This window comes from Streptomyces sp. NPDC001920 (assembly GCF_053594495.1).
Genome location: NZ_JBSFEP010000007.1, coordinates 264,624 through 281,594 on the forward strand (window position 1 = coordinate 264,624; position 16,971 = coordinate 281,594).

Consider the following 16,971-nt stretch of genomic DNA (forward strand, 5'->3'; position numbering starts at 1 on the left):
AAGGTGGCCACTGCGGAGCCGACACGCGCCGACGACGCCGATCCGGGACGGGGAGCCGGTCCGCGAATACGCGTACCCGCGCCGCGCCAGGGAGACCATGAACGGCCGCCGGACGACAGACCGCCGTCGCGGCTGACCGCCGCCGTGCTCGCCCTGCGTGAGCGTCTGCTGCGTCATCCGGTGCTGTCGATGACGGCCCTCGCCGGACTTCTGCACGTCATCTGGTTCTTCACGTTCGCAAGCAGCGGCGGCGACCTCGCGGCCCAGGACGCCTGGGCCGAGTTCGTCGGCCGGCACCCGGACTCGGCGTACAACCTCGCCTGGTACGGCGGCATGCACCCGGTGTCGTACAGCGTGGTGTCGCCGTATCTGATGTCGGTGCTCGGCGTCCGTACGACGATGATGATCGCCGGAACCCTCTCCGCCGGCCTGCTGACGCTGATCCTGCTGCGCAGCCGGGCCGTGAGGAACCCGCTGTGGGCGGCGCTCGCCGGAATCCTCGGGCTGACCTGCAACGCGATCTCCGGGCGCGTCACCTTCGGGCTCGGCACGATGTTCGCGCTGGGCGCCGTCGCCGTCGTGTTCTGCTGGCCGCACCGCTGGCGCTACAAGCGGTGGGCCAAGGCGCTGTGCGCGGCCCCGCTGGCCGCGCTCGCCACCATGGCGTCACCGGTCGCGGGACTCTTCGTCGGCTTCGTGGCGGTGGCCCTGTTCCTGCAGAAGCGGCGGCCGGGCGCCTGGGCGCTGGGCCTCGCGCCGACCGCGGTCGTGGCCGTGTCCGCCTGGCTGTTCCCGTTCTCCGGGACCCAGCCGATGGTGTTCGGCTCGATGCTGCTGCCGCTGCTGATCTCGGTCGCGGTCTACGTCCTCGTCCCCGAGGAGTGGAAGACGGTCCGGCTGGTGGCCGCGGTCTACGGGCTCGCGGTCGTCCTGGTGTGGGTCGTCAGCTCGCAGATCGGCTCCAACATCACGCGCCTGGCGATGCTCTTCGGCGGAATGGCCCTGGTCGCCGCGCTGCCCTTCGCGGTGCCCCGCTCACGCAAGTGGTACGCGGGCGTGCTGGCCCTGCTCACCTTCGCCGGCTGGATCGGCTACAAGACGGTCGACGACATCATCCACTCCGCCCCGGAGGCGGCCTGGGCGCGCCAGCTGGCGCCGCTGGTCAACGAACTGCAGGAGGTCGGTGCCGAGAAGGGCCGGGTCGAGGTGGTCCCGGCCCGCTCCCACCGCGAGGCCGCCGCCCTCGCGCCGTACGTCAACCTGGCCCGGGGCTGGAACCGCCAGGCCGACATGGGGCGCAACCCGCTGTTCTACGACGGCACCCTCAACTCCGCGAACTACCGCGAGTGGCTCAAGCGCTGGGCCGTGCACTTCGTGGTCCTGCCCAAGGACGAACCGGACCCCACGGGGGCACAGCGGGAGCGGCAGCTGCTGCAGCGCGGACTGCCCTACCTCAAGCAGGTGTGGGGTGACGCCAACTGGCAGCTGTTCGAGGTGATCGACCCGGCGCCGCTCGCCGAGCCGAACGCCGTCGTCGAGCGGGCCGAGCAGGGCGAGATGACGATCCGGGTGCGCAAGCCGGGCCGCGTCCTCGTCCGCGTCCCCTACTCGCCGTGGCTGAGCATCGTCGACGCCGAGGGCAAGAAGCTGGACGCGCCGGCGGAGACCACGGCGTCCCGCGGCCGTCCCGACGGTGAGCCCAATTCGTACGACAACGTCCACGGCTGCCTGATGGAGACGGCTCAGGACGCGCTCGGCGACCAGTGGACGACACTGGTGGCCCCGAAGGCGGGGACGTACCGCCTGGCGGCGCCGTACGGCGTGCCGCGCGGGACGCCCTGCCCCGAGGAGTGGTGGCCGCAGCAGCAGTGACGCGGCGGGCGCCGCCCGCGTCAGGCCGGCCGCGGCGCCCACCGGACCACCGTCGCGTCACCTCACCTGACCGGGAACGCCACGTCGCACACCGGGTCCTCGGACCCGGCCGCGTCCCAGTCCGCGAAGTACACCTCGCGGCACGGGCCCGCCTGCCACAGCCCCTGCTTCGGGATCCACTGCTCCACCGCCTCGAAGGCGGACAGGATCTGCGGGTGGGCGACCTGCGCCTTGGTGATCCGGGTGTAGGCGAGCCGGTGGGCCGGTTCCACGCGCACCTTCGACTCCCACGCGCGGCCGTGCCTGTCGGCCCAGCCCCGTGCCGCCGCCTCGTCGGCCACCGGAACGCACGCCTCGGCCGGTCCGTCGCTCTCCGCCGACACGTCCGAGTGGTAGACGACGAACGGCGGACCCGTGATGCCGCCGCACTCCTTCGCCGCCGCCTCCAGGCGCCCCAGTGACGCGCCGATCCACGCCGGCAGCTCGCCCGCCAGCACATGCCGGGTCTCGGTGATCAGCACCTGCTCGGGCACCTCCACCGTCTCGACCACGAACTTCCCGTACATCTCGGAGCTCCTCCCCGACAGTCGTCCACGGAGGTACTCGGCGAGTGTCCGCTGCCCCGCCAGGCGCGCCTCGACGTCCGCCCAGTAGGCGGTGAGCCGCTCCGCCGCCGAGGCACCGTCCGGGGCCTCGACGATCTCGGCGACGCGCGCGAGCGGCATGTCCAGCTGCCGCAGGAGCGCCACGAGACGGGCCCGCTCGATCTGGTCCGCCCGGTAGTAGCGGTAGCCGCTGACCTCGTCGACGTGCGCGGGGGCCAGCAGCCCCAGACGGTCGTACAGCCGCAGGGCCTTGGCCGACAGCCTGGCCCGCGCGGCGAACGCGCCGATGGTGAGCAGTTCGTCGTTCACGGCCTCATCCTCCGTCGCCGGGGGCCTTTCCCGCCCGGCGACGACGACGCTCCGCCCTGCCCCAGGGGCAAGGTCAACCGGTCACGCCAGCTGGGCCTCGATGGCCGTCACGACCTCCGTGGCCCCCGGCTCGGTCTGCGGCGAGAAGCGGGCGACGACCTGCCCGTCCCGGCCGATCAGGAACTTCTCGAAGTTCCAGCGGATGTCGCCGCTGTGCCCCTCGGCGTCCGCGAAGCCGACCAGGCGCTCGTACAACGGGTGCCGGCCCTCACCGTTGACCTCGACCTTCTCGGTCAGCGGGAAGGTCACGCCGTACGTCGCCGAGCAGAACTCGGCGATCTCCTCGGCGGTGCCGGGCTCCTGGCCGAGGAACTGGTTGCAGGGCACGCCGAGCACCGTGAAGCCGCGCTCCGCGTACTGCTCCTGGAGCTTCTCCAGGCCGGTGTACTGGGGGGTCAGGCCGCACTTGGAGGCCACGTTCACGACCAGTACGGCCTGACCGGCGTACTGGGAGAGGTCGGCGGAGCCGCCCTGCAGGGCACCGATCTCGACGTCGAGGGGGGATGCGTGGGTGTCAGCAGTCATGTGCGGATGCTAGCTCCGCCGGGTGCCGGGCCGGTGGTCCGGTCCCGCCGCCTCCACCAGCCACGGGCGGTGCGCTGGTCGCCCTGCTGTCCCCGCGCGCCACGCTGCTGGTCTCCGCGGCGCTGTACGCGGCGGCCGCTCTGGTCACCCGCCTGGGCCTGACCCGCCGCGCCCCCCGTGCCACGGGCCGCCCCTCCCTCGCCGCGACCTGGCGCAGCAACGCCCTGCTGTGGTCCTCCCGCCCTCGCCGCCACCTCTACCTGGCCCTGTGGATCCCCAACGGTCTCGTCGTGGGCTGCGAGTCGCTCTACGTGTCGTACGCCCCGCACGCCGCGGGCATCCTGTTCGCCTGTGCGGCGCTGGGCATGTTCGTGGGCGACGTGACGGTGGGCCGTCTGCTGCCACCGGCGTGGCGCACCCGGCTCGGCGTGCCCCTGCTGGTGCTGCTGGCCGCCCCGTACCTGCTGTTCGCTCTGCGCCCGGCCGTGCCGCTCGCCGCCGTGGCGGTCGCCGTCGCCTCGGTCGGGTTCGGGGCGAGCCTGGTGCAGCAGGAGCCGCTGGTGGCCCTGACACCCGACGAACTCAGCGGTCATGCGCTGGGGTTGCACTCGTCCGGAATGCTCACGATGCAGGGGGTCGAAGCGGCGTCGGCGGGCGCGGTGGCCCAACTGACCTCCCCCGCCATGGGGATGACGGTGATGGCGGCCGCCTCGATCGCCGTGACCCTGGCCCTGACCGCGGCGAGTGTGCGGGCACCGGAGGAGGGCGGGCTGGTGGTGGCGGGCCGGGGGTGAAGGGGGGCCGAAGGGCGAGGGGCGCTTCGACGTGGGCGTCCCGCGCATGACGTGACAGGTTGCATCCGCAACTGGCATGCTCACGTTCGCGATCACCGGCGACGGACGGGGGAACGATGACGACAGCGCCCGGAGGGTTCTCCGCGCGGGCCGAGTCCATGGACGGCAGCTCGCACCTCCTGAACGAGCTGGCCGGACTGCTCTACGCCGGGCGGATGGACGGGGAGAACGCCACCCAGTGCCGCGTGCCGCGCTCGCATCCCCAAGTGGCCGAGGCGGTCGACGACTTCGCTCGTTTCGCGGGGGATCGGTACGGCGACCTGGTGACCCTGTTGTCGGCCCTGTCCACGAAGCTGCGGTCGACCGCGAACGCCTACGTGAAGGCCGACGCCGACGCGCAGCGCGCGATGGACGACCTGCTCGACAACGGGCGTTACGTCGCGCCCGAGGACCGGTGAGCGCCGTGGCCCACCGCGCGGACGTGGACTTCCTCGACGCCTCGAACCCTCAGCTGATCGAGCGGACCGCGGCCGAGTACGGTCGCCTCCACGCCCTCCTGGCCTCCTGCGACGACGACTTCCGCAAGGCCGGGAAGGTCGAGTGGGAGAGCGAACACCGGGAGCGTTACACCAGGCGGCTGCGGGAGGCGCTCGACCTGGCGGAGCACCTCGCGGCGGCCTTCAGGCGCGTACGCGAGGCGCTGGACGGTTACGCGGCCGCCGTCGAGCGGGCCAAGGGACACTTCGAGAGCGGGCGGACCACGGAGGACCGCCTGCTGGAGGTGATGTCCCGGGAAGCCGTCGCACTCACTCCCACGGCCCGCGCCGCGGAACCACTGCGCCGGTGGGAGGACCTGCGGGCCACGACCGGCTTCCTGGACCGGGTGGCGGAACTCACCGCCGACGTCGACGCGATCCGCGAGGAGGCCGAGCACTACTACCACGCCACCAGGAACCACTACGGCGACGCCGAGCGCGTGGAGTCCGCCGCCCGGGAGCACTGCGTACAGGAGATACGGGCGGCCCTGCGGTCCCTTCCGGACTTCCGTGGCGGAGACAGCGCGCACCCGGCCCTGCTGGCCGGCGCCGTCGACGCGTTGCGCCGCGAGGTGCGCGAGGCGAGCCGCGACCCGAACACCCAGCTGCCCGGCACCGGTGCGAAGACCGACTCGGTCTCCGGGGTGCCGGGCGACACCGCGGTCTCGCCGTCGTTGCAGCGCATACGGGACAGACTCGCGCTGCTGCCGCCCGCCCAGGACCACTACCTGTACCTGCCGTCCGACGACGACGCCGGCCGCCGCACGTACATCTCGGGGAACAAGGCCCTGATCAACGACGCCGCCCACCGGTCCGGTCTGCCCCCCGAGCTGCTGGCGGGCGTCGCCTGGATGGAGGTCGAAGGCGATCCTTCCTGGATCGACGAGGCCGCCTACGGGGTGCGCCGTCACGTTCCCGGCACGGGAGAGGCGGACCGGACCTCCATGGGCCCGATCGCCATCCAGGTGCGCCGGTCCGCCGAAGTGCTCGGCTACGACCCGCTGAACCTCACCGACGCACAGCGTGCAGAGGTGGTCGCCGCGACCAAGGATCCGGGCCAGAACATCTACATCGCCTCGGAGTACCTCGCCCAGCTGAAGGCCGAGAGCGAGTTCGCCGACGTACCGCCGGAGCGGATGACCAGGGAGCAGATGCAGGAACTCGCGGCCCGCTACAACGGTGGCCCCTACTACCGCAGCGACGACGCCCAGTCCTACGGCCGCGGATTCGACCAGGACGTCGACGAGGCGAAGCGGGCACTGGACTCATGAGCGCGCCCCGCAGGTCACGGGTCATGGGCGTCGTGTGCGCGGTCCTGCTGGTCACCGGCTGCCTCGTGGCGGCAGCCGCGACCGGTGTCGCCTACCTGTCGAGTCCGCTGGGCCCCTGGGATCACCAGTCCTTCGACCACATCCGGCTGTTCGGCACGCTCGGACTCGCCTTCGCCCTGCTCACCGCCCCGCCCGCCGCCCTGGCCGTCGCGCGCCGCCGGCTGCGACTGTGGTGGATCGTTCCGCCCGTGGTGATCACGATGGCGGCGTGGGGCCGCCTCACCGTGTTCTTCCCGGCGCGCTGACGGCCAGGCGGAGACCGGGACGGTCACGGGCCCTCACCGCAGTACCGGCAAGGGCCCGCGGTCGGCTGTCGAAGCCACCGTCGTCCGCGAAGCTAGGCCGCCTTGCGGCGCGCCGGACGCCGGCCGGGGGCGGGCTCCTCCACATCGTCGAGCGCGAAGGTCTCGTCCTCCCCGAAGTCCGGGGTTCGGAAGGGGTTCGTCGCGGGAGGCGGCGATGCTGCCGCGGAGCAGCGGGGTTGCTCTTCCACAGCGGAGAACAGCGACGTCAGATCGATGGGAGGTCTCTCTTTCGTGACAGGTCCCTGAAGGGACCTGGTGTGCCGTGACCGGGCACGACGGTGGGTCCTACAGCTTGGTCATCTTGGCGTACGGGCTCAGGATCCGCATCTGCGTCGAGCCGAAATCCACGAGCGCCGCGATCCCGTCCTCGATGCCGATCACCCGGCCGAGGCCGTACACATCATGGGTGACCCGGTCCCCCATGGCGAAATGCTTGGGAACCGGTGTGACAGGGGCCTTGAAGGGGCTGGTGGGCAGATGACGCTTAGGTACCACAGGCTTGGTCATGGCTCAGTATGAGCCTTTGTGCATCCGCGCGCTGTGGCGGTCGGCACAGATCCGGGCGGGAGCACAGCGTCACGCCCGCGAACCGGCGGTGGTGGTACGACGGCGAGGGCCCTGCCGACGCGCGTCGGCAGGGCCCTCGCCGGTCCTGGATCAGCAGCCCCAGGGGCCCCGAAGCCGGGACCCGTGTGCGCTACTTGCCGAGGACGACGGTGTTGTTGCAGCCCTGGCTGGAGCCGAGGCTGGTGTACTGCGAACCGGGCGAACCCTCGCCGTTGGACCGGTTGCCCTCACGGCCGTTCTGGAATCCGTACTGACCCTGTACGTCGACGTTCTCCTCGGCCGTCCGGCACGTGGTGCTCTGGCTGATGACGAGCATCTGGCTCTCTTTGACCTGGTGCTTCTGACCGTGTCCGCGCTTGTGCCCGTGCTTCTGCTTGTGCCCGTGCTTCTGCTTGTGCCCGTGCTTCTGCTTGTGCTCGTGGCTCTGCTTGTGCCCGTGCTTGTGCCCGTGTCCGTGACCGTCGGCGTAGGCGGTGCCCGTGCCGAGGAAACCGATGGCGCTGAGGAGGACGGCCACGACAGCGGTCTTGTGAGGCTTGCGCATGTCTTCTCCGAGCGTTGAAGCGGCCGCGTACGCGATCCGCCACGTCATAAGGTGACGAGAGATTAATGGGCAAATGTCTGATATATGCTCGTCGGCACGCCGGATCATCCGACCGGTGAGCGAGGGTGCCGGCCCCATGTCTGCTCCAAGTCCCCAGTACGGCCCAGGCATCGCCAAGCCGGATGCGGGCGTGGACTCCTGAGCGCAGAACCACCCGTGTGGCCGCGCCATGAGCGCGAGGAGGCCCAGGGCTCTTCGCCGTGACCCGCCCACTGGTTCCGTGCCGGCCCGCGAAGGCGCCTTTCGCGGTGCGGAGTTGAACGCGGCGCTGCCTGAGCCACTCACCCGGGAACAGGCGGGCGGCCCAGCGCCAACCGTGTCACGCGCCGCCAGTCGGCCGCCCCGCCGCCGACCCGCGCGGCGTGGGGGCGACGGCGGGGCGTACGCACCCGCAGTGCCCCGGGCGCGCTGCGGCACACGACGGGAGAGGGCAGAACGACGTGCTCCCCGTCGATGCCGACCGGGAGGCTGCCGGTGTCGGCTTCGACGACGACTTCCCCGGCGCTCAGCCGGACGAGCCCCCCGGAGCGCGGGCCGCGCACCAGTCGGGCCGCCTGAGCGGTGTTGCCGACCCGCACGCACACCACGCCGAGCAGGCCAGAGTCCAGCCGTTGCCTGCGTCCCGGACGGGCCGCGTCGACGGCACGTCCGTAGGGGTTGTTGCTGACGAGGAGTGCCTGAAGCCGGTCGACGTACGTTCCGTCGGCCCGTGCCCGCAGTCCGGGCGCGTCCTCGCCGGTGAGCAGACCGGGCAGGGTGCGCAGGGTCGTGCGGGCCTTGGCGTCCCGGTACGCGGGGTCGGTGACGACGGACGCGTACGTTCCGAACGAGGCGTTGTTGACGAAGACCCGGTCCGCGGCGTACCCGAGGTCGACGCGGAACTCGACACCGTCGGTCAGGGCTGCCAGGGCCGCCGCCGGATCGTCGCGGTCGAGGCCGAGGTCCAGGGCGAAGTGGTTGCGGGTACCCGCGGGGATCACCACGAACGGCAGGTCGTGGCGCGCCGCGACCTCGGCCACCAGCGCCTGGGTGCCGTCGCCGCCCGCCACCGCCAGCAGATCGGCCCCGTCGGCGACGGCCTGCCGAGCCAGTTCGGTGACGTTCTGGCCGCCTTCGAGCAGCACCACCCGGCAGCCGACCGCCCGGGCCTTGTCGACCAGGTGGAAGCGGCCCACCTTGCCGCCGCCGGAGCGCGGGTTCATGAGGACCCAGGGGCTGTGGGGCGCCCCGTCGACCGCCTGCCCCGCATGCTCGGAGGCGGTGTGCCCGGGGCTCAGGGCCGCACGGGCCGCCGTGACGGCCAGCACCCACAGGGCCACGGACAGCGCGGCCGGTCCCAGCATGCCGAACGTGGCATACAGGGCGAGGACGGCGACCGGCGCGATCACCGACAGGGCCGCCCCGAGGGCTCGGAGCGCACCGGTGTGCGCCAGGGTCCACCACACCCCGACGGCAGCGAGCGCCACTCCGGCGACGCCGGCCAGCGCCCACAGCACGCTCCGCAGCCCGGCGGCGACGAGCGGCACCAGGATGCTTCCCAGCAGGGCGAGCACGGCGAGGCGGGCCCGTCCCGCAGGGCCCATGGGCAAGGCCGGGCCGTCGCGTCGCACTAGACCGGTGGCCGCTTCTCGTACGGGCGGCGCTCCCCGTACACCGGTCGCTGCCCGTACTCCGGGCCGTCCGTGTACGCCGGGCCCTCCTCGGACAGGTCGAAGACATTGCCGCGCCGGACCACGCACAGGGCCCAGATGATGAACCCCGAGATGGTGATCATCGTGACCGACCACACCGGGTAGTACGGCAGCGAGAGGAAGTTGGCGATGACGACGAGTCCGGCGATGGCCACGCCGGCGACGCGTGCCCAGGTCGCGGCCTTGAACAGCCCGAAGCTGACGATCAGGGCGACCGCGCCCAGGGCGAGGTGGACCCAGCCCCAGCCGGTCAGGTCGAACTCGAACACGTAGTCGTCCGTCGTGAGGAAGATGTCGTCCTCGGCGATGGCCATGATGCCCCGGAAGATGTCGAGCAGGCCGACGAGGAAGAGCATGACGGCCCCGAAGGCCGTCAGGCCGGTCGCCCATTCCTGCTTCGCCGTCGCCGGCCGGGTGTGTGTCGCGGTCATCTCGCGCCTCGTCTCATGTGCTCCGGAAGCTCGGCGATGGGCGGTACGGGAGGTGGAGCCCGAGTGCTCCGCCGGACCGTGGCCGGTCGGCACCAGGTCCTTCGCCTCGCGGAACTCCGCGTCCGTGATGCCGCTGGGAGCGGATCCCGGACCGTCGGCCCTCTCGTCGACGCGGTTGATGCTCTCTCCTCCGTCCCGGCACCCGCACGCTGTCGCGTGCTGCCTTCAGCGTGCGCACGGCAAGGGCCGGGCGGCCTCACCCGGCGCGGGTGAGCGTCGGGCCGCCGGCGGCCCGGGGCGCCGCGCACGGCGGCCGGAGCAGGGGCAGCTCATCCCGTGGCCGCGGGGGTGCGGCGGCCGTCCGGCACAAGGTGGCCGTCCGGCACAAGGAGGCGGAGCCGACCGGGACGCTCGGGTGCGTGTGAGGCGCCTGCCGAGCCGGGTTCCCCACCGGGGCGACGGCTGGTCACCGGACAGCGCCTGATCCGGACGACCGGGGGCATCGTCCCGGGCGGACGCACATGCCGCCCAGCTGGGTGTGGGCGACCGCTACGACTTCGGGGCGCTGGAGGCCGCCTGCCGCTCCAGCGGGACCAGGGGGAGCGGCTCCGGGCGACACCGCCGTACGGCAGGGCCGGACCCGGACACGCTCACCGGGTTCCCCTCACTCCGGCAACTGGCGCATCTCCACCACCCGGAGTCCCAGTGACTGGCAGCGTGCCAGCAGCCCGTAGAGGTGCGCTTCGTCCACGACGGGCCCGAACAGGATGGTCTGGCCGGACATCACCACATGGCCCAGCTCCGGAAACGCCTTGGCCAGCGTCTCCGACAGGTTTCCCTCGATGCGGATCTCGTAGCGCACGAGCTGTCCCTCCAAGGGCTGCTTCGGTCCGGCGGACGGCGCCCTCTCCCGCGATCGTCCCGCCTCGGTGCCCCCTCGGACCTCACCCGGTACAGGTGACCGCCCCCCGGCGGGCGGATGCCGAGGATCAATGCTTCAGGACGATCTTGAGGGCGATGATCAGCAGCCCGAGCACCAGGTTGACCGACGCGGTCGCGGCCATGAGCCGCGGCGGAGCACCGGCGCGGCGGGCCGCCGCCACGGACCAGCCCACCTGGCCGGCGACGGCGACGCAGAGAGCCAGCCAGAGAGCACCCCGTACATCCAGCCCCAGGAGCGGGCTGACGGCCACCGCTGCGGCCGGCGGGACGGCGGCCTTGACGATCGGCCACTCGTCACGGCACACGTGCAGCACGACCCGGCGGCCCAGAGCCTGTTGCGCCAGGCGCGCCCCGAACAGTTGGGCGTGCACGTGGGCGACCCAGAACACCACTCCGGTCAGCAACAGCAGCAGCGTCAGCTCGATGCGGGGGAACGAGCCCAAGGAGCCCGCGCCGATCACCACCGAGGCCGCGAGCATGGATCCGTAGACGCCACCCGTGTAGTCCGCGCGGGCCCGGCGCTCGGCACGCCGCTCCGCGCGGGCCGAGGCCGGACCGCTCGTGGCTCTGGTCCTGGACACAGGTGCCTCCCTTGCAGCTCAGCGCGTCGGTCCGGTCGCCCCGGCCGCGGTTTCGGCGTCCGGCCGCCGCGGGCGGTCCTTCCGGGCGGTGGGCAGATGCGGCGTGACCAGGAAACTGGCGAGGGCGATGCCGCCGGTGGCCAGGATCGCCGCCTTCAGGCCGTCCAGCTGCGCGGAGGCGTAGGAGTCCGCGACGGCGGCGACCTCCGACGGCGGCAGCCCGGCCCGCTCGGCCGCCGAGCGCACCTGATCGGTGGGGACGAAGGTGATCCCGGCCTGGAGGGCGACACCGACCTCTTCCCGGGTCTGTTCGGACAGCTGTGGATCGTCGTTCACCTGCGTGGTGAAGGCGTGGGCCAACGCACCGATCAGAATGGACCCGATGAGCGCGGTGCCCAGCGCGGAACCCAGATTCTGTGCCGTGAACTGGAGCCCTCCGGCCTCACTGCGTTCCGCCTCGCCGACGCTGGACTGGACGACGTTGCCCAGTTGCGAGGCGAGCAGGCCGACGCCCACGCCCAGCAGCGCCATGGCTCCGGCGAACTGTGCGTCGTCGATGGCCGGGTCGATGGTGGCGAGCAGCCACACGATGGCCGCCACCAGGATCACCAGGGCCAGCCGCACCACCCGGCGCGGCCCCATGACCCGCCCCAGCGGCGACGCCGACAGGGAGGTCACGAACATGGCCACGGACACCGGGAGCAGCCGCAGGCCCGTCTCGAAGGCGTCGAACCCCTGAACCACCTGCAGGTACAGCGGGATGGTGAAGAACAGGCCCAGCAGGATGAGGTTCTGGCTCAGCAGCGTCGACAGGCCGGACCGCAGCACGGGTCTGCCCAGCAGGGACAGGTGCACCAGCGGGTCGAGGCCCTGGTGCTCCCGGCGCCTCTCCCAGTGCCGGAAGAGGGCCAGGACGGCCGCCCCGGCGCCGATGACGAACAGCGTGGGGGCGAAGCCGAGGACGGTGAAGGGAGGGTTGCGCGGCTGCACCCATCCCCAGGTGCTGCTCTGCAGCACCCCGAGCACACCCAGCCCCAGTCCGGCCGCGGAGAGCACCGCACCGACCACGTCCAGCCGGGGACGCGGGCCGGCCGGGGCAGGCGTCGCGATCACCCGGCGGCACAGCAGGATGGCCGCGACGACGACGACCTCACCGGCGAAGACCAGCCGCCAGGTCAGGTACGTCGTCACCCAGCCGCCCAGCAGCGGCCCGACCGCGATTCCCGCGCCGGCGAGCCCGCCGATGACCGCGTAGGCGACGGCCCGGTCCTTCCCGCGGTACGACTCCGCGACGAGGGCGGCCATGGCCGGCAGCACCAGCGCGGCTCCGAGCCCCTCGATGACCGACCAGCCCAGCGTGAGGACCCACAGCGTGGGCGCCACGGCGGTCAGGGCGGACCCCACGCCGTAGACGACGAGGCCCAGCAGGAACATGCGGCGCCGCCCCAGAATGTCCCCGAACCTGCCGCCGATGATCATGAACGCGGCCATGACGAGCGCGTACAGCGTGATGACGGCCTGGATGGCGGTGACCTCCGTGTCGAAGTCCTCGACCAGCTGACTGATGGACACGTTCATGACGGAGGTGTCCAGGACCATCAGGAACTGGGCGGTACCGAGGACGATCAGAGCCTGCCAGTGCTTCACGCTGCCCACCTCGCAGAGTCGTCCGGCTCGGGTTCGCCGCCGGAGCAGGCGGGGCGGTGAGCCGACGCACGCCTCGCCGCTCCTCCCATCGCATCCCGAGCACGCCCTGCGTGCCTCACCCGCCACGGGGGAAGGGCCGCGTCACGGCGGTGTGCGCCGGTGCGGAGGGCGGGCGCCGACTTGGACGGTCGGACATGCGACGATCAAGGTGATTCGTGGTAGATACGACTTGTGTCGCACCGGGAGAATCCGAGAACGGAGGGCTCCCGCACGGAGCTCTCTCCTCCACGCTCGCTGCTGGCGTCGGTGATCACCGATCCCGGGCACCTTCCCGAACTTCTCGCCGACTTCGCCGTCCGCCGCATGGGCCCGGCCGTGCCCGAAGTGATCGCCTCGCTTCGGCGGAGCCACCCCGACGCCACCGAGGCGGAGCTCCGGGCCCGGGTGGTCGCTCGCGGCCGACGGGCCGTCGTCTCGGAGGGATCCGTCGTGGGCGGCCCCTTCCTCGTGCTCATCCCCCTCGCGTTCTGCGCGGCGCTGCTCCGCCAGGCCCGTACGGTCCTGGAGCTGGCCGCCCTCGACGGCCGCGACCCCACGGCGAGCGCCCGCGCCGGCGAACTCCTCGTCCTCCAGGGCGTGTACGAGAACACCCGCCAGGCGCAGGACGCGCTCGACCGCACCCCACACCCCGCCGACGCCCCCGCTCGCCGGAGGCGATGGGCGGCCCTGTGGACCGTCACCCTGCGCATGGCCCGCCTTCTCGGCATCCTCCCGCCGGCCGAAGAGAGCCGGCCGGCGGGCCCGCGCGTACGGCGGGTCGCCGTCCAGGCTTGGCGGTGGCTGCTCCTCGGCGCGGTCTTCCTGGTCGGGCTGGTCGCGCCCCTCGTCTGGCTCCCGTACATGGCGATGGTCTACCGGCGTGCCGACGCCCGCCTGTCGAACCGGGTCCTCGCCTACTACTTCGCCGCTCCCGCCCTCGCCCCGCGCCGATCCCCCCGCCGGGCCCCCCGCCTGGAACCGGACATGCTGGCGGCCCTGCTCCGTGCCCTCCTCTCCCTCCTCGTACCGGTCGTCCTGACCGCCGTGACCTTCCTGACCGGCCTGCGCATCGCCGAGAGCCGCTGGCCGGTCCTCGGCATCACCCTGGCCACGGCGTCCGCCGGGGTCGGCGCCCTCTGGTACCGGCGCCGCCGCCGGCGCCCTTGACGGTCCTGTGAAACGCAGCCGGACGCTCACCAGCTATTTCGCGGGCCGGCTGGTCAGCTTCGGGCCGAGTCCGCTCGGAGGCCGGGCCGGAACGCGTGGAACGAGTCGTCGCCCGGCTGGACGATGCCGTAACTGCTCTCCGGCACCTCGTTCCATGCGCCGGGGAGGTCGCCCAGCGGTTCGGACACGACGAGGCGGGTCTCGTCGGAGACGTCCCGCAGGAACGCGGCGTCGGGGTGGAGCCCGCGCAGGGTGGCCACGTCGGTGCTGAAGTACAACGACCGTGAGCGTCCCTCGCTGGAGTAGCGGAAGACCCATGCGCGTTCGCCGTCGGCCACCGCGAGGGTCATCTGCAGCGGGTGGGGGATGTCGTGCGCGTGCCCCCTCTCCTCGACCAGGCCGGCCATGCGCGCCACGGCTGCGGGGGGATCCTCCGTCAGGCCGAACGTGAGGGCCAGGAAGAACATCAGCTCGGAGTCGGTGGAACCCTCGATGTCGGGATACAGGGACGGATCGACGGCCAACGCGAGGTCCCGCCGGAGCCGGTGGAACCCGCTGATCGCCCCGTTGTGCATCCACATCCAGCGACCGCTCCGGAAGGGGTGGCAGTTCGTCTGCTGCACGGCAGTCCCCGTCGAGGCCCTGATGTGCGCGAAGAACAGACCCGAGCGAACGTGGTGGGCGACCTCCAGCAGATTGCGGTTGTTCCAGGCGGGACCGATGTCCCGCAGCACCGCCGGAGTGTCCGCGTCCTGCCCGTACCAGCCGACACCGAAACCGTCGCCGTTGGTCGTCTCCACCCCCATGCGGGCGTGCAGGCTCTGGTCGATCAAGGAATGCTGCGGCTTGAACAGGACCTGGCTCAGAAGGACGGGCGTGCCCGAGTAGGCGATCCAGCGGCACATCGTGAGGCCCCGCTTCTTGTGTCGTGAGGCACCGAGACACCGAGAGCCGAGTCGTCCGGCCCGGGACAGGTCGAGAGCGCTAGCTCAGGGCTTGCTCCGGCTCCGGGCTTCCGCCTGGGCCATTGCCTCGGCTTCGGCCTCGGCCAAGGCGATGGTGATGCCGAGTGCCTCGGTGATGTGGGTCGCGGCCGACATGACCCGTGCCGTGCCGACGACCGGGGCGATGGCGACGAGAACGTCCTGAAGTTGCTCGACGGTCAGGTCGGCCTTGATGGCGGGGTCGACGTGCGCGAGGTACGAGATCGCTGGTGCGTCCATGGCCGCGAGCGCGGCCAGGCGGGTGAGTATGAGCGTTCTCTCGTCGAGGCCGCAGCGCTCGATCGAGTCCACCGTCATGGCGGCGAGCGTGTCGAGAACGGGGGTGTCCGACCGTGTGGCCATGTCCGGTCCGCCTTCCGGCACTGTGCGGAGCCGACACGCGTCCTCCCGTCGACCACGGGAACCCTTCACGCGTCGGCCGGTACTCATCCACGGTAGGAGCGACCGGATTCGAGCGCATGTCGGGCTGAGCAGGTGCTTCCGGCCTTCCCCGCAGGGCCGCAGCCTTCCTCGCCGTACCGTCCGTCGCCCGCCCTCGGGCGGCTCCTGACCGGCAACCCCTGGCCCTGGCCCCGGCTCGACAGCGTCGCCTGGCGGCGGCCCTGGTGGAACATCGTGGCCCGCAGCCCGTTCCGGGTGAGCGCGTCGAGCAGGGCCGGGGGTTGCCGGACGGGCCCCAGTCGCAGGTGAGCGGCCTACCTCACCGTGATGTTGGAGCTTCCGCTGCTCTGGTATCCCTCGGTGGCGAGGATCATGTAGTAGTTGAAGCTGCCCAGGCGCATTCCGGCGCGGGCCCAGGCGTCGAAGTGGTTGCCGGTGGTGATGGTGCCACCGGTCCGCCTCGACTGCCGGACGCTCCAGTACTGGTTGAAGGTGCGGATCCCTTCGACGGACGGGGCGTTGTAGCGCGTGGTCTGGTAGATGTCGTACGTACCGCCGTCGCTGGTGACAGTTCCCTTGTACGTTCCCGTGGGCCGGTAGGTGCCCCAGTTGTCGACGACGTAGTACTCGACGAGCGGGTTCGACGTCCACCCGTAGAGAGTCAGGTAGCCGTTGCCGGACGGGTTGAAGCTGCCGGAGTAGGTCACGGTCCGGCGTGAGCCGTTGCTCCAGCCTTTGCCCGCGACGAAGTTCCCGGTGTTCCTCCACGAAGTGCTGTAGTTGCCGCCGGAGTTCAGGGTCATGGACACCGTGCCCTGGCTGTCCGTCCAGAACGAGTAGTAGTACCCGTTGTCGGTTCCGGTCTGGTTCCTGGTGATGACCGTGGCCGCCTCGGCGGTGCCGGGCAGGGCCAACGTCGCTCCGGTGGCCAGCAGCAGGCCGCAGACGCTGCGGCGCGTCGGGTGTGCGGGTCCGTCGTTCATGAGCGTGCTTACCTCCTCGTCCTCGTAAGGCTGACGGGGGCTGGGCAACTTGTATCGACGGGTGGTTCGTGCCAGCCCGCATCGAATTGGTTGAACTCTGCCAACGGCGACAGTTTTGATATGGCCCTGCCAACTGTCAATAGTTTCGGCCTAAATTTCGAAACATTCGATCAGTCCGGAAGTCCTCTCCGGGAACAATTGACCTGGCCACAGGCATGATCCATGAAGTGAATCGATAAGCCCGACGCCGCCCGCGATTGCGAGATCAAACTCCGGGTCCGACTCTTCGAATGTTTCGGAGAGTCTTTCCTCTTACCCGCGATTACCCGCGAGAGGTGTGCAGGACCAGGGCAGGAGGCAGGAGGCATGAGGCATGAGCGGGATCGGATCCGTGCCGGGGGTGCCCGGCGGTGCCGCGCGGTGCCGCGCGGTGCCGCGCGGTGCCGTTCCCCTCGGTGAGAACCGCGCGCCGCGCCACCCGGTTCGGCACGTGCGGCGCTGTACCCCGCCCTCTGCTCACGCACCGCTCACGCACTGCCGGCTGATGAACAGCCTGGAAGCCCAGGTCGGCTCTCTCTGAGGCCGATCTCCACCAGG

General features: G+C 71.5%; 17 protein-coding genes and 1 pseudogene. 6 read left to right on the plus strand and 12 right to left on the minus strand.

Annotated elements, in window-relative coordinates; genetic code table 11:
- Positions 1-3: 3 nt before the first annotated feature.
- Positions 4-1,872, plus strand: a complete 1,869-nt coding sequence (locus ACWCPI_RS14560) for an MFS transporter (protein WP_451038443.1) — start codon at positions 4-6, stop codon at positions 1,870-1,872.
- Between the two features lie 62 nt (positions 1,873-1,934).
- Here the strand turns inward: ACWCPI_RS14560 and ACWCPI_RS14565 are convergent, their stop codons facing one another.
- Both ACWCPI_RS14565 and ACWCPI_RS14570 read right to left on the minus strand, forming a co-directional pair.
- Positions 1,935-2,786 carry a MerR family transcriptional regulator gene (locus tag ACWCPI_RS14565; protein ID WP_451038444.1) on the minus strand — a complete coding sequence of 284 codons (852 nt, stop codon included), beginning with the start codon at positions 2,784-2,786 and terminating at the stop codon, positions 1,935-1,937.
- 81 nt (positions 2,787-2,867) lie between these two features.
- Positions 2,868-3,371, minus strand: coding sequence for a glutathione peroxidase (locus tag ACWCPI_RS14570; RefSeq protein WP_451038445.1), 504 nt, complete (start codon positions 3,369-3,371; stop codon positions 2,868-2,870).
- A gap of 59 nt (positions 3,372-3,430) precedes the next feature.
- Here ACWCPI_RS14570 and ACWCPI_RS14575 point away from each other — a divergent pair.
- From ACWCPI_RS14575 to ACWCPI_RS14590, 4 genes and pseudogenes are all read left to right on the plus strand, one after another.
- A pseudogene (locus tag ACWCPI_RS14575) lies at positions 3,431-4,165 on the plus strand (MFS transporter); the annotation flags it as partial.
- 116 nt (positions 4,166-4,281) lie between these two features.
- Positions 4,282-4,623, plus strand: a complete 342-nt coding sequence (locus ACWCPI_RS14580) for a hypothetical protein (RefSeq protein WP_451038446.1) — start codon at positions 4,282-4,284, stop codon at positions 4,621-4,623.
- Positions 4,620-5,972 carry a hypothetical protein gene (locus tag ACWCPI_RS14585; protein ID WP_451038447.1) on the plus strand — a complete coding sequence of 451 codons (1,353 nt, stop codon included), beginning with the start codon at positions 4,620-4,622 and terminating at the stop codon, positions 5,970-5,972. Before ACWCPI_RS14580 ends, ACWCPI_RS14585 begins: the two co-directional genes overlap by 4 nt.
- Positions 5,969-6,277, plus strand: coding sequence for a hypothetical protein (locus tag ACWCPI_RS14590; RefSeq protein ID WP_451038448.1), 309 nt, complete (start codon positions 5,969-5,971; stop codon positions 6,275-6,277). Before ACWCPI_RS14585 ends, ACWCPI_RS14590 begins: the two co-directional genes overlap by 4 nt.
- Before the next feature lie 345 nt (positions 6,278-6,622).
- Here ACWCPI_RS14590 and ACWCPI_RS14595 read toward each other — a convergent pair whose 3' ends face one another.
- From ACWCPI_RS14595 to ACWCPI_RS14625, 7 genes are all read right to left on the minus strand, one after another.
- Complete coding sequence (locus ACWCPI_RS14595; protein WP_451038449.1) at positions 6,623-6,844, minus strand: hypothetical protein; 222 nt, start codon at positions 6,842-6,844, stop codon at positions 6,623-6,625.
- Positions 6,845-7,034: 190 nt separating this feature from the next.
- Positions 7,035-7,448, minus strand: a complete 414-nt coding sequence (locus ACWCPI_RS14600; protein ID WP_451038450.1) for a hypothetical protein — start codon at positions 7,446-7,448, stop codon at positions 7,035-7,037.
- A 341-nt stretch (positions 7,449-7,789) separates the two neighbouring features.
- Complete coding sequence (locus ACWCPI_RS14605) at positions 7,790-9,091, minus strand: diacylglycerol/lipid kinase family protein (RefSeq protein ID WP_451038530.1); 1,302 nt, start codon at positions 9,089-9,091, stop codon at positions 7,790-7,792.
- Positions 9,092-9,117: 26 nt separating this feature from the next.
- A complete protein-coding gene (locus ACWCPI_RS14610; protein ID WP_451038451.1) occupies positions 9,118-9,630 on the minus strand; it encodes a DUF7144 family membrane protein in 513 nt (170 codons plus the stop codon).
- Between the two features lie 664 nt (positions 9,631-10,294).
- Positions 10,295-10,492: a hypothetical protein gene (locus ACWCPI_RS14615; protein WP_451038531.1), complete on the minus strand. Its 198-nt coding sequence runs from the start codon at positions 10,490-10,492 to the stop codon at positions 10,295-10,297.
- A gap of 127 nt (positions 10,493-10,619) precedes the next feature.
- A complete protein-coding gene (locus ACWCPI_RS14620; protein ID WP_451038452.1) occupies positions 10,620-11,153 on the minus strand; it encodes a hypothetical protein in 534 nt (177 codons plus the stop codon).
- A gap of 18 nt (positions 11,154-11,171) precedes the next feature.
- Positions 11,172-12,800: an MFS transporter gene (locus ACWCPI_RS14625; protein ID WP_451038453.1), complete on the minus strand. Its 1,629-nt coding sequence runs from the start codon at positions 12,798-12,800 to the stop codon at positions 11,172-11,174.
- A 306-nt stretch (positions 12,801-13,106) separates the two neighbouring features.
- On the opposite strand from ACWCPI_RS14625, the gene ACWCPI_RS14630 reads away from it, so the two are divergent.
- Complete coding sequence (locus ACWCPI_RS14630) at positions 13,107-14,006, plus strand: hypothetical protein (protein WP_451038454.1); 900 nt, start codon at positions 13,107-13,109, stop codon at positions 14,004-14,006.
- A 53-nt stretch (positions 14,007-14,059) separates the two neighbouring features.
- Here ACWCPI_RS14630 and ACWCPI_RS14635 read toward each other — a convergent pair whose 3' ends face one another.
- The 3 genes from ACWCPI_RS14635 to ACWCPI_RS14645 form a co-directional block, all read right to left on the minus strand.
- Positions 14,060-14,911: a class II glutamine amidotransferase gene (locus tag ACWCPI_RS14635; RefSeq protein WP_451038455.1), complete on the minus strand. Its 852-nt coding sequence runs from the start codon at positions 14,909-14,911 to the stop codon at positions 14,060-14,062.
- A gap of 84 nt (positions 14,912-14,995) precedes the next feature.
- On the minus strand, positions 14,996-15,352 hold the full coding sequence (locus tag ACWCPI_RS14640) for a carboxymuconolactone decarboxylase family protein (RefSeq protein WP_451038456.1): 357 nt from the start codon (positions 15,350-15,352) through the stop codon (positions 14,996-14,998).
- 353 nt (positions 15,353-15,705) lie between these two features.
- The gene (locus ACWCPI_RS14645; protein WP_451038457.1) at positions 15,706-16,374 is read right to left on the minus strand and encodes a glycoside hydrolase family 11 protein; all 669 of its coding nucleotides are present in this window, start codon (positions 16,372-16,374) and stop codon (positions 15,706-15,708) included.
- Positions 16,375-16,971 lie beyond the last annotated feature (597 nt).

Bases quoted from the DNA above. Each gene is read 5' to 3' on its own strand.
- ACWCPI_RS14570 (WP_451038445.1), bottom strand. From the start codon at position 3,371: ATGACTGCTGACACCCACGCATCCCCCCTCGACGTCGAGATCGGTGCC.
- ACWCPI_RS14580 (WP_451038446.1), top strand. From the start codon at position 4,282: ATGACGACAGCGCCCGGAGGGTTCTCCGCGCGGGCCGAGTCCATGGAC.
- ACWCPI_RS14590 (WP_451038448.1), top strand. From the start codon at position 5,969: ATGAGCGCGCCCCGCAGGTCACGGGTCATGGGCGTCGTGTGCGCGGTC.
- ACWCPI_RS14595 (WP_451038449.1), bottom strand. From the start codon at position 6,844: ATGACCAAGCCTGTGGTACCTAAGCGTCATCTGCCCACCAGCCCCTTC.
- ACWCPI_RS14600 (WP_451038450.1), bottom strand. From the start codon at position 7,448: ATGCGCAAGCCTCACAAGACCGCTGTCGTGGCCGTCCTCCTCAGCGCC.
- ACWCPI_RS14605 (WP_451038530.1), bottom strand. From the start codon at position 9,091: ATGGGCCCTGCGGGACGGGCCCGCCTCGCCGTGCTCGCCCTGCTGGGA.
- ACWCPI_RS14610 (WP_451038451.1), bottom strand. From the start codon at position 9,630: ATGACCGCGACACACACCCGGCCGGCGACGGCGAAGCAGGAATGGGCG.
- ACWCPI_RS14635 (WP_451038455.1), bottom strand. From the start codon at position 14,911: ATGTGCCGCTGGATCGCCTACTCGGGCACGCCCGTCCTTCTGAGCCAG.
- ACWCPI_RS14640 (WP_451038456.1), bottom strand. From the start codon at position 15,352: ATGGCCACACGGTCGGACACCCCCGTTCTCGACACGCTCGCCGCCATG.
- ACWCPI_RS14645 (WP_451038457.1), bottom strand. From the start codon at position 16,374: ATGAACGACGGACCCGCACACCCGACGCGCCGCAGCGTCTGCGGCCTG.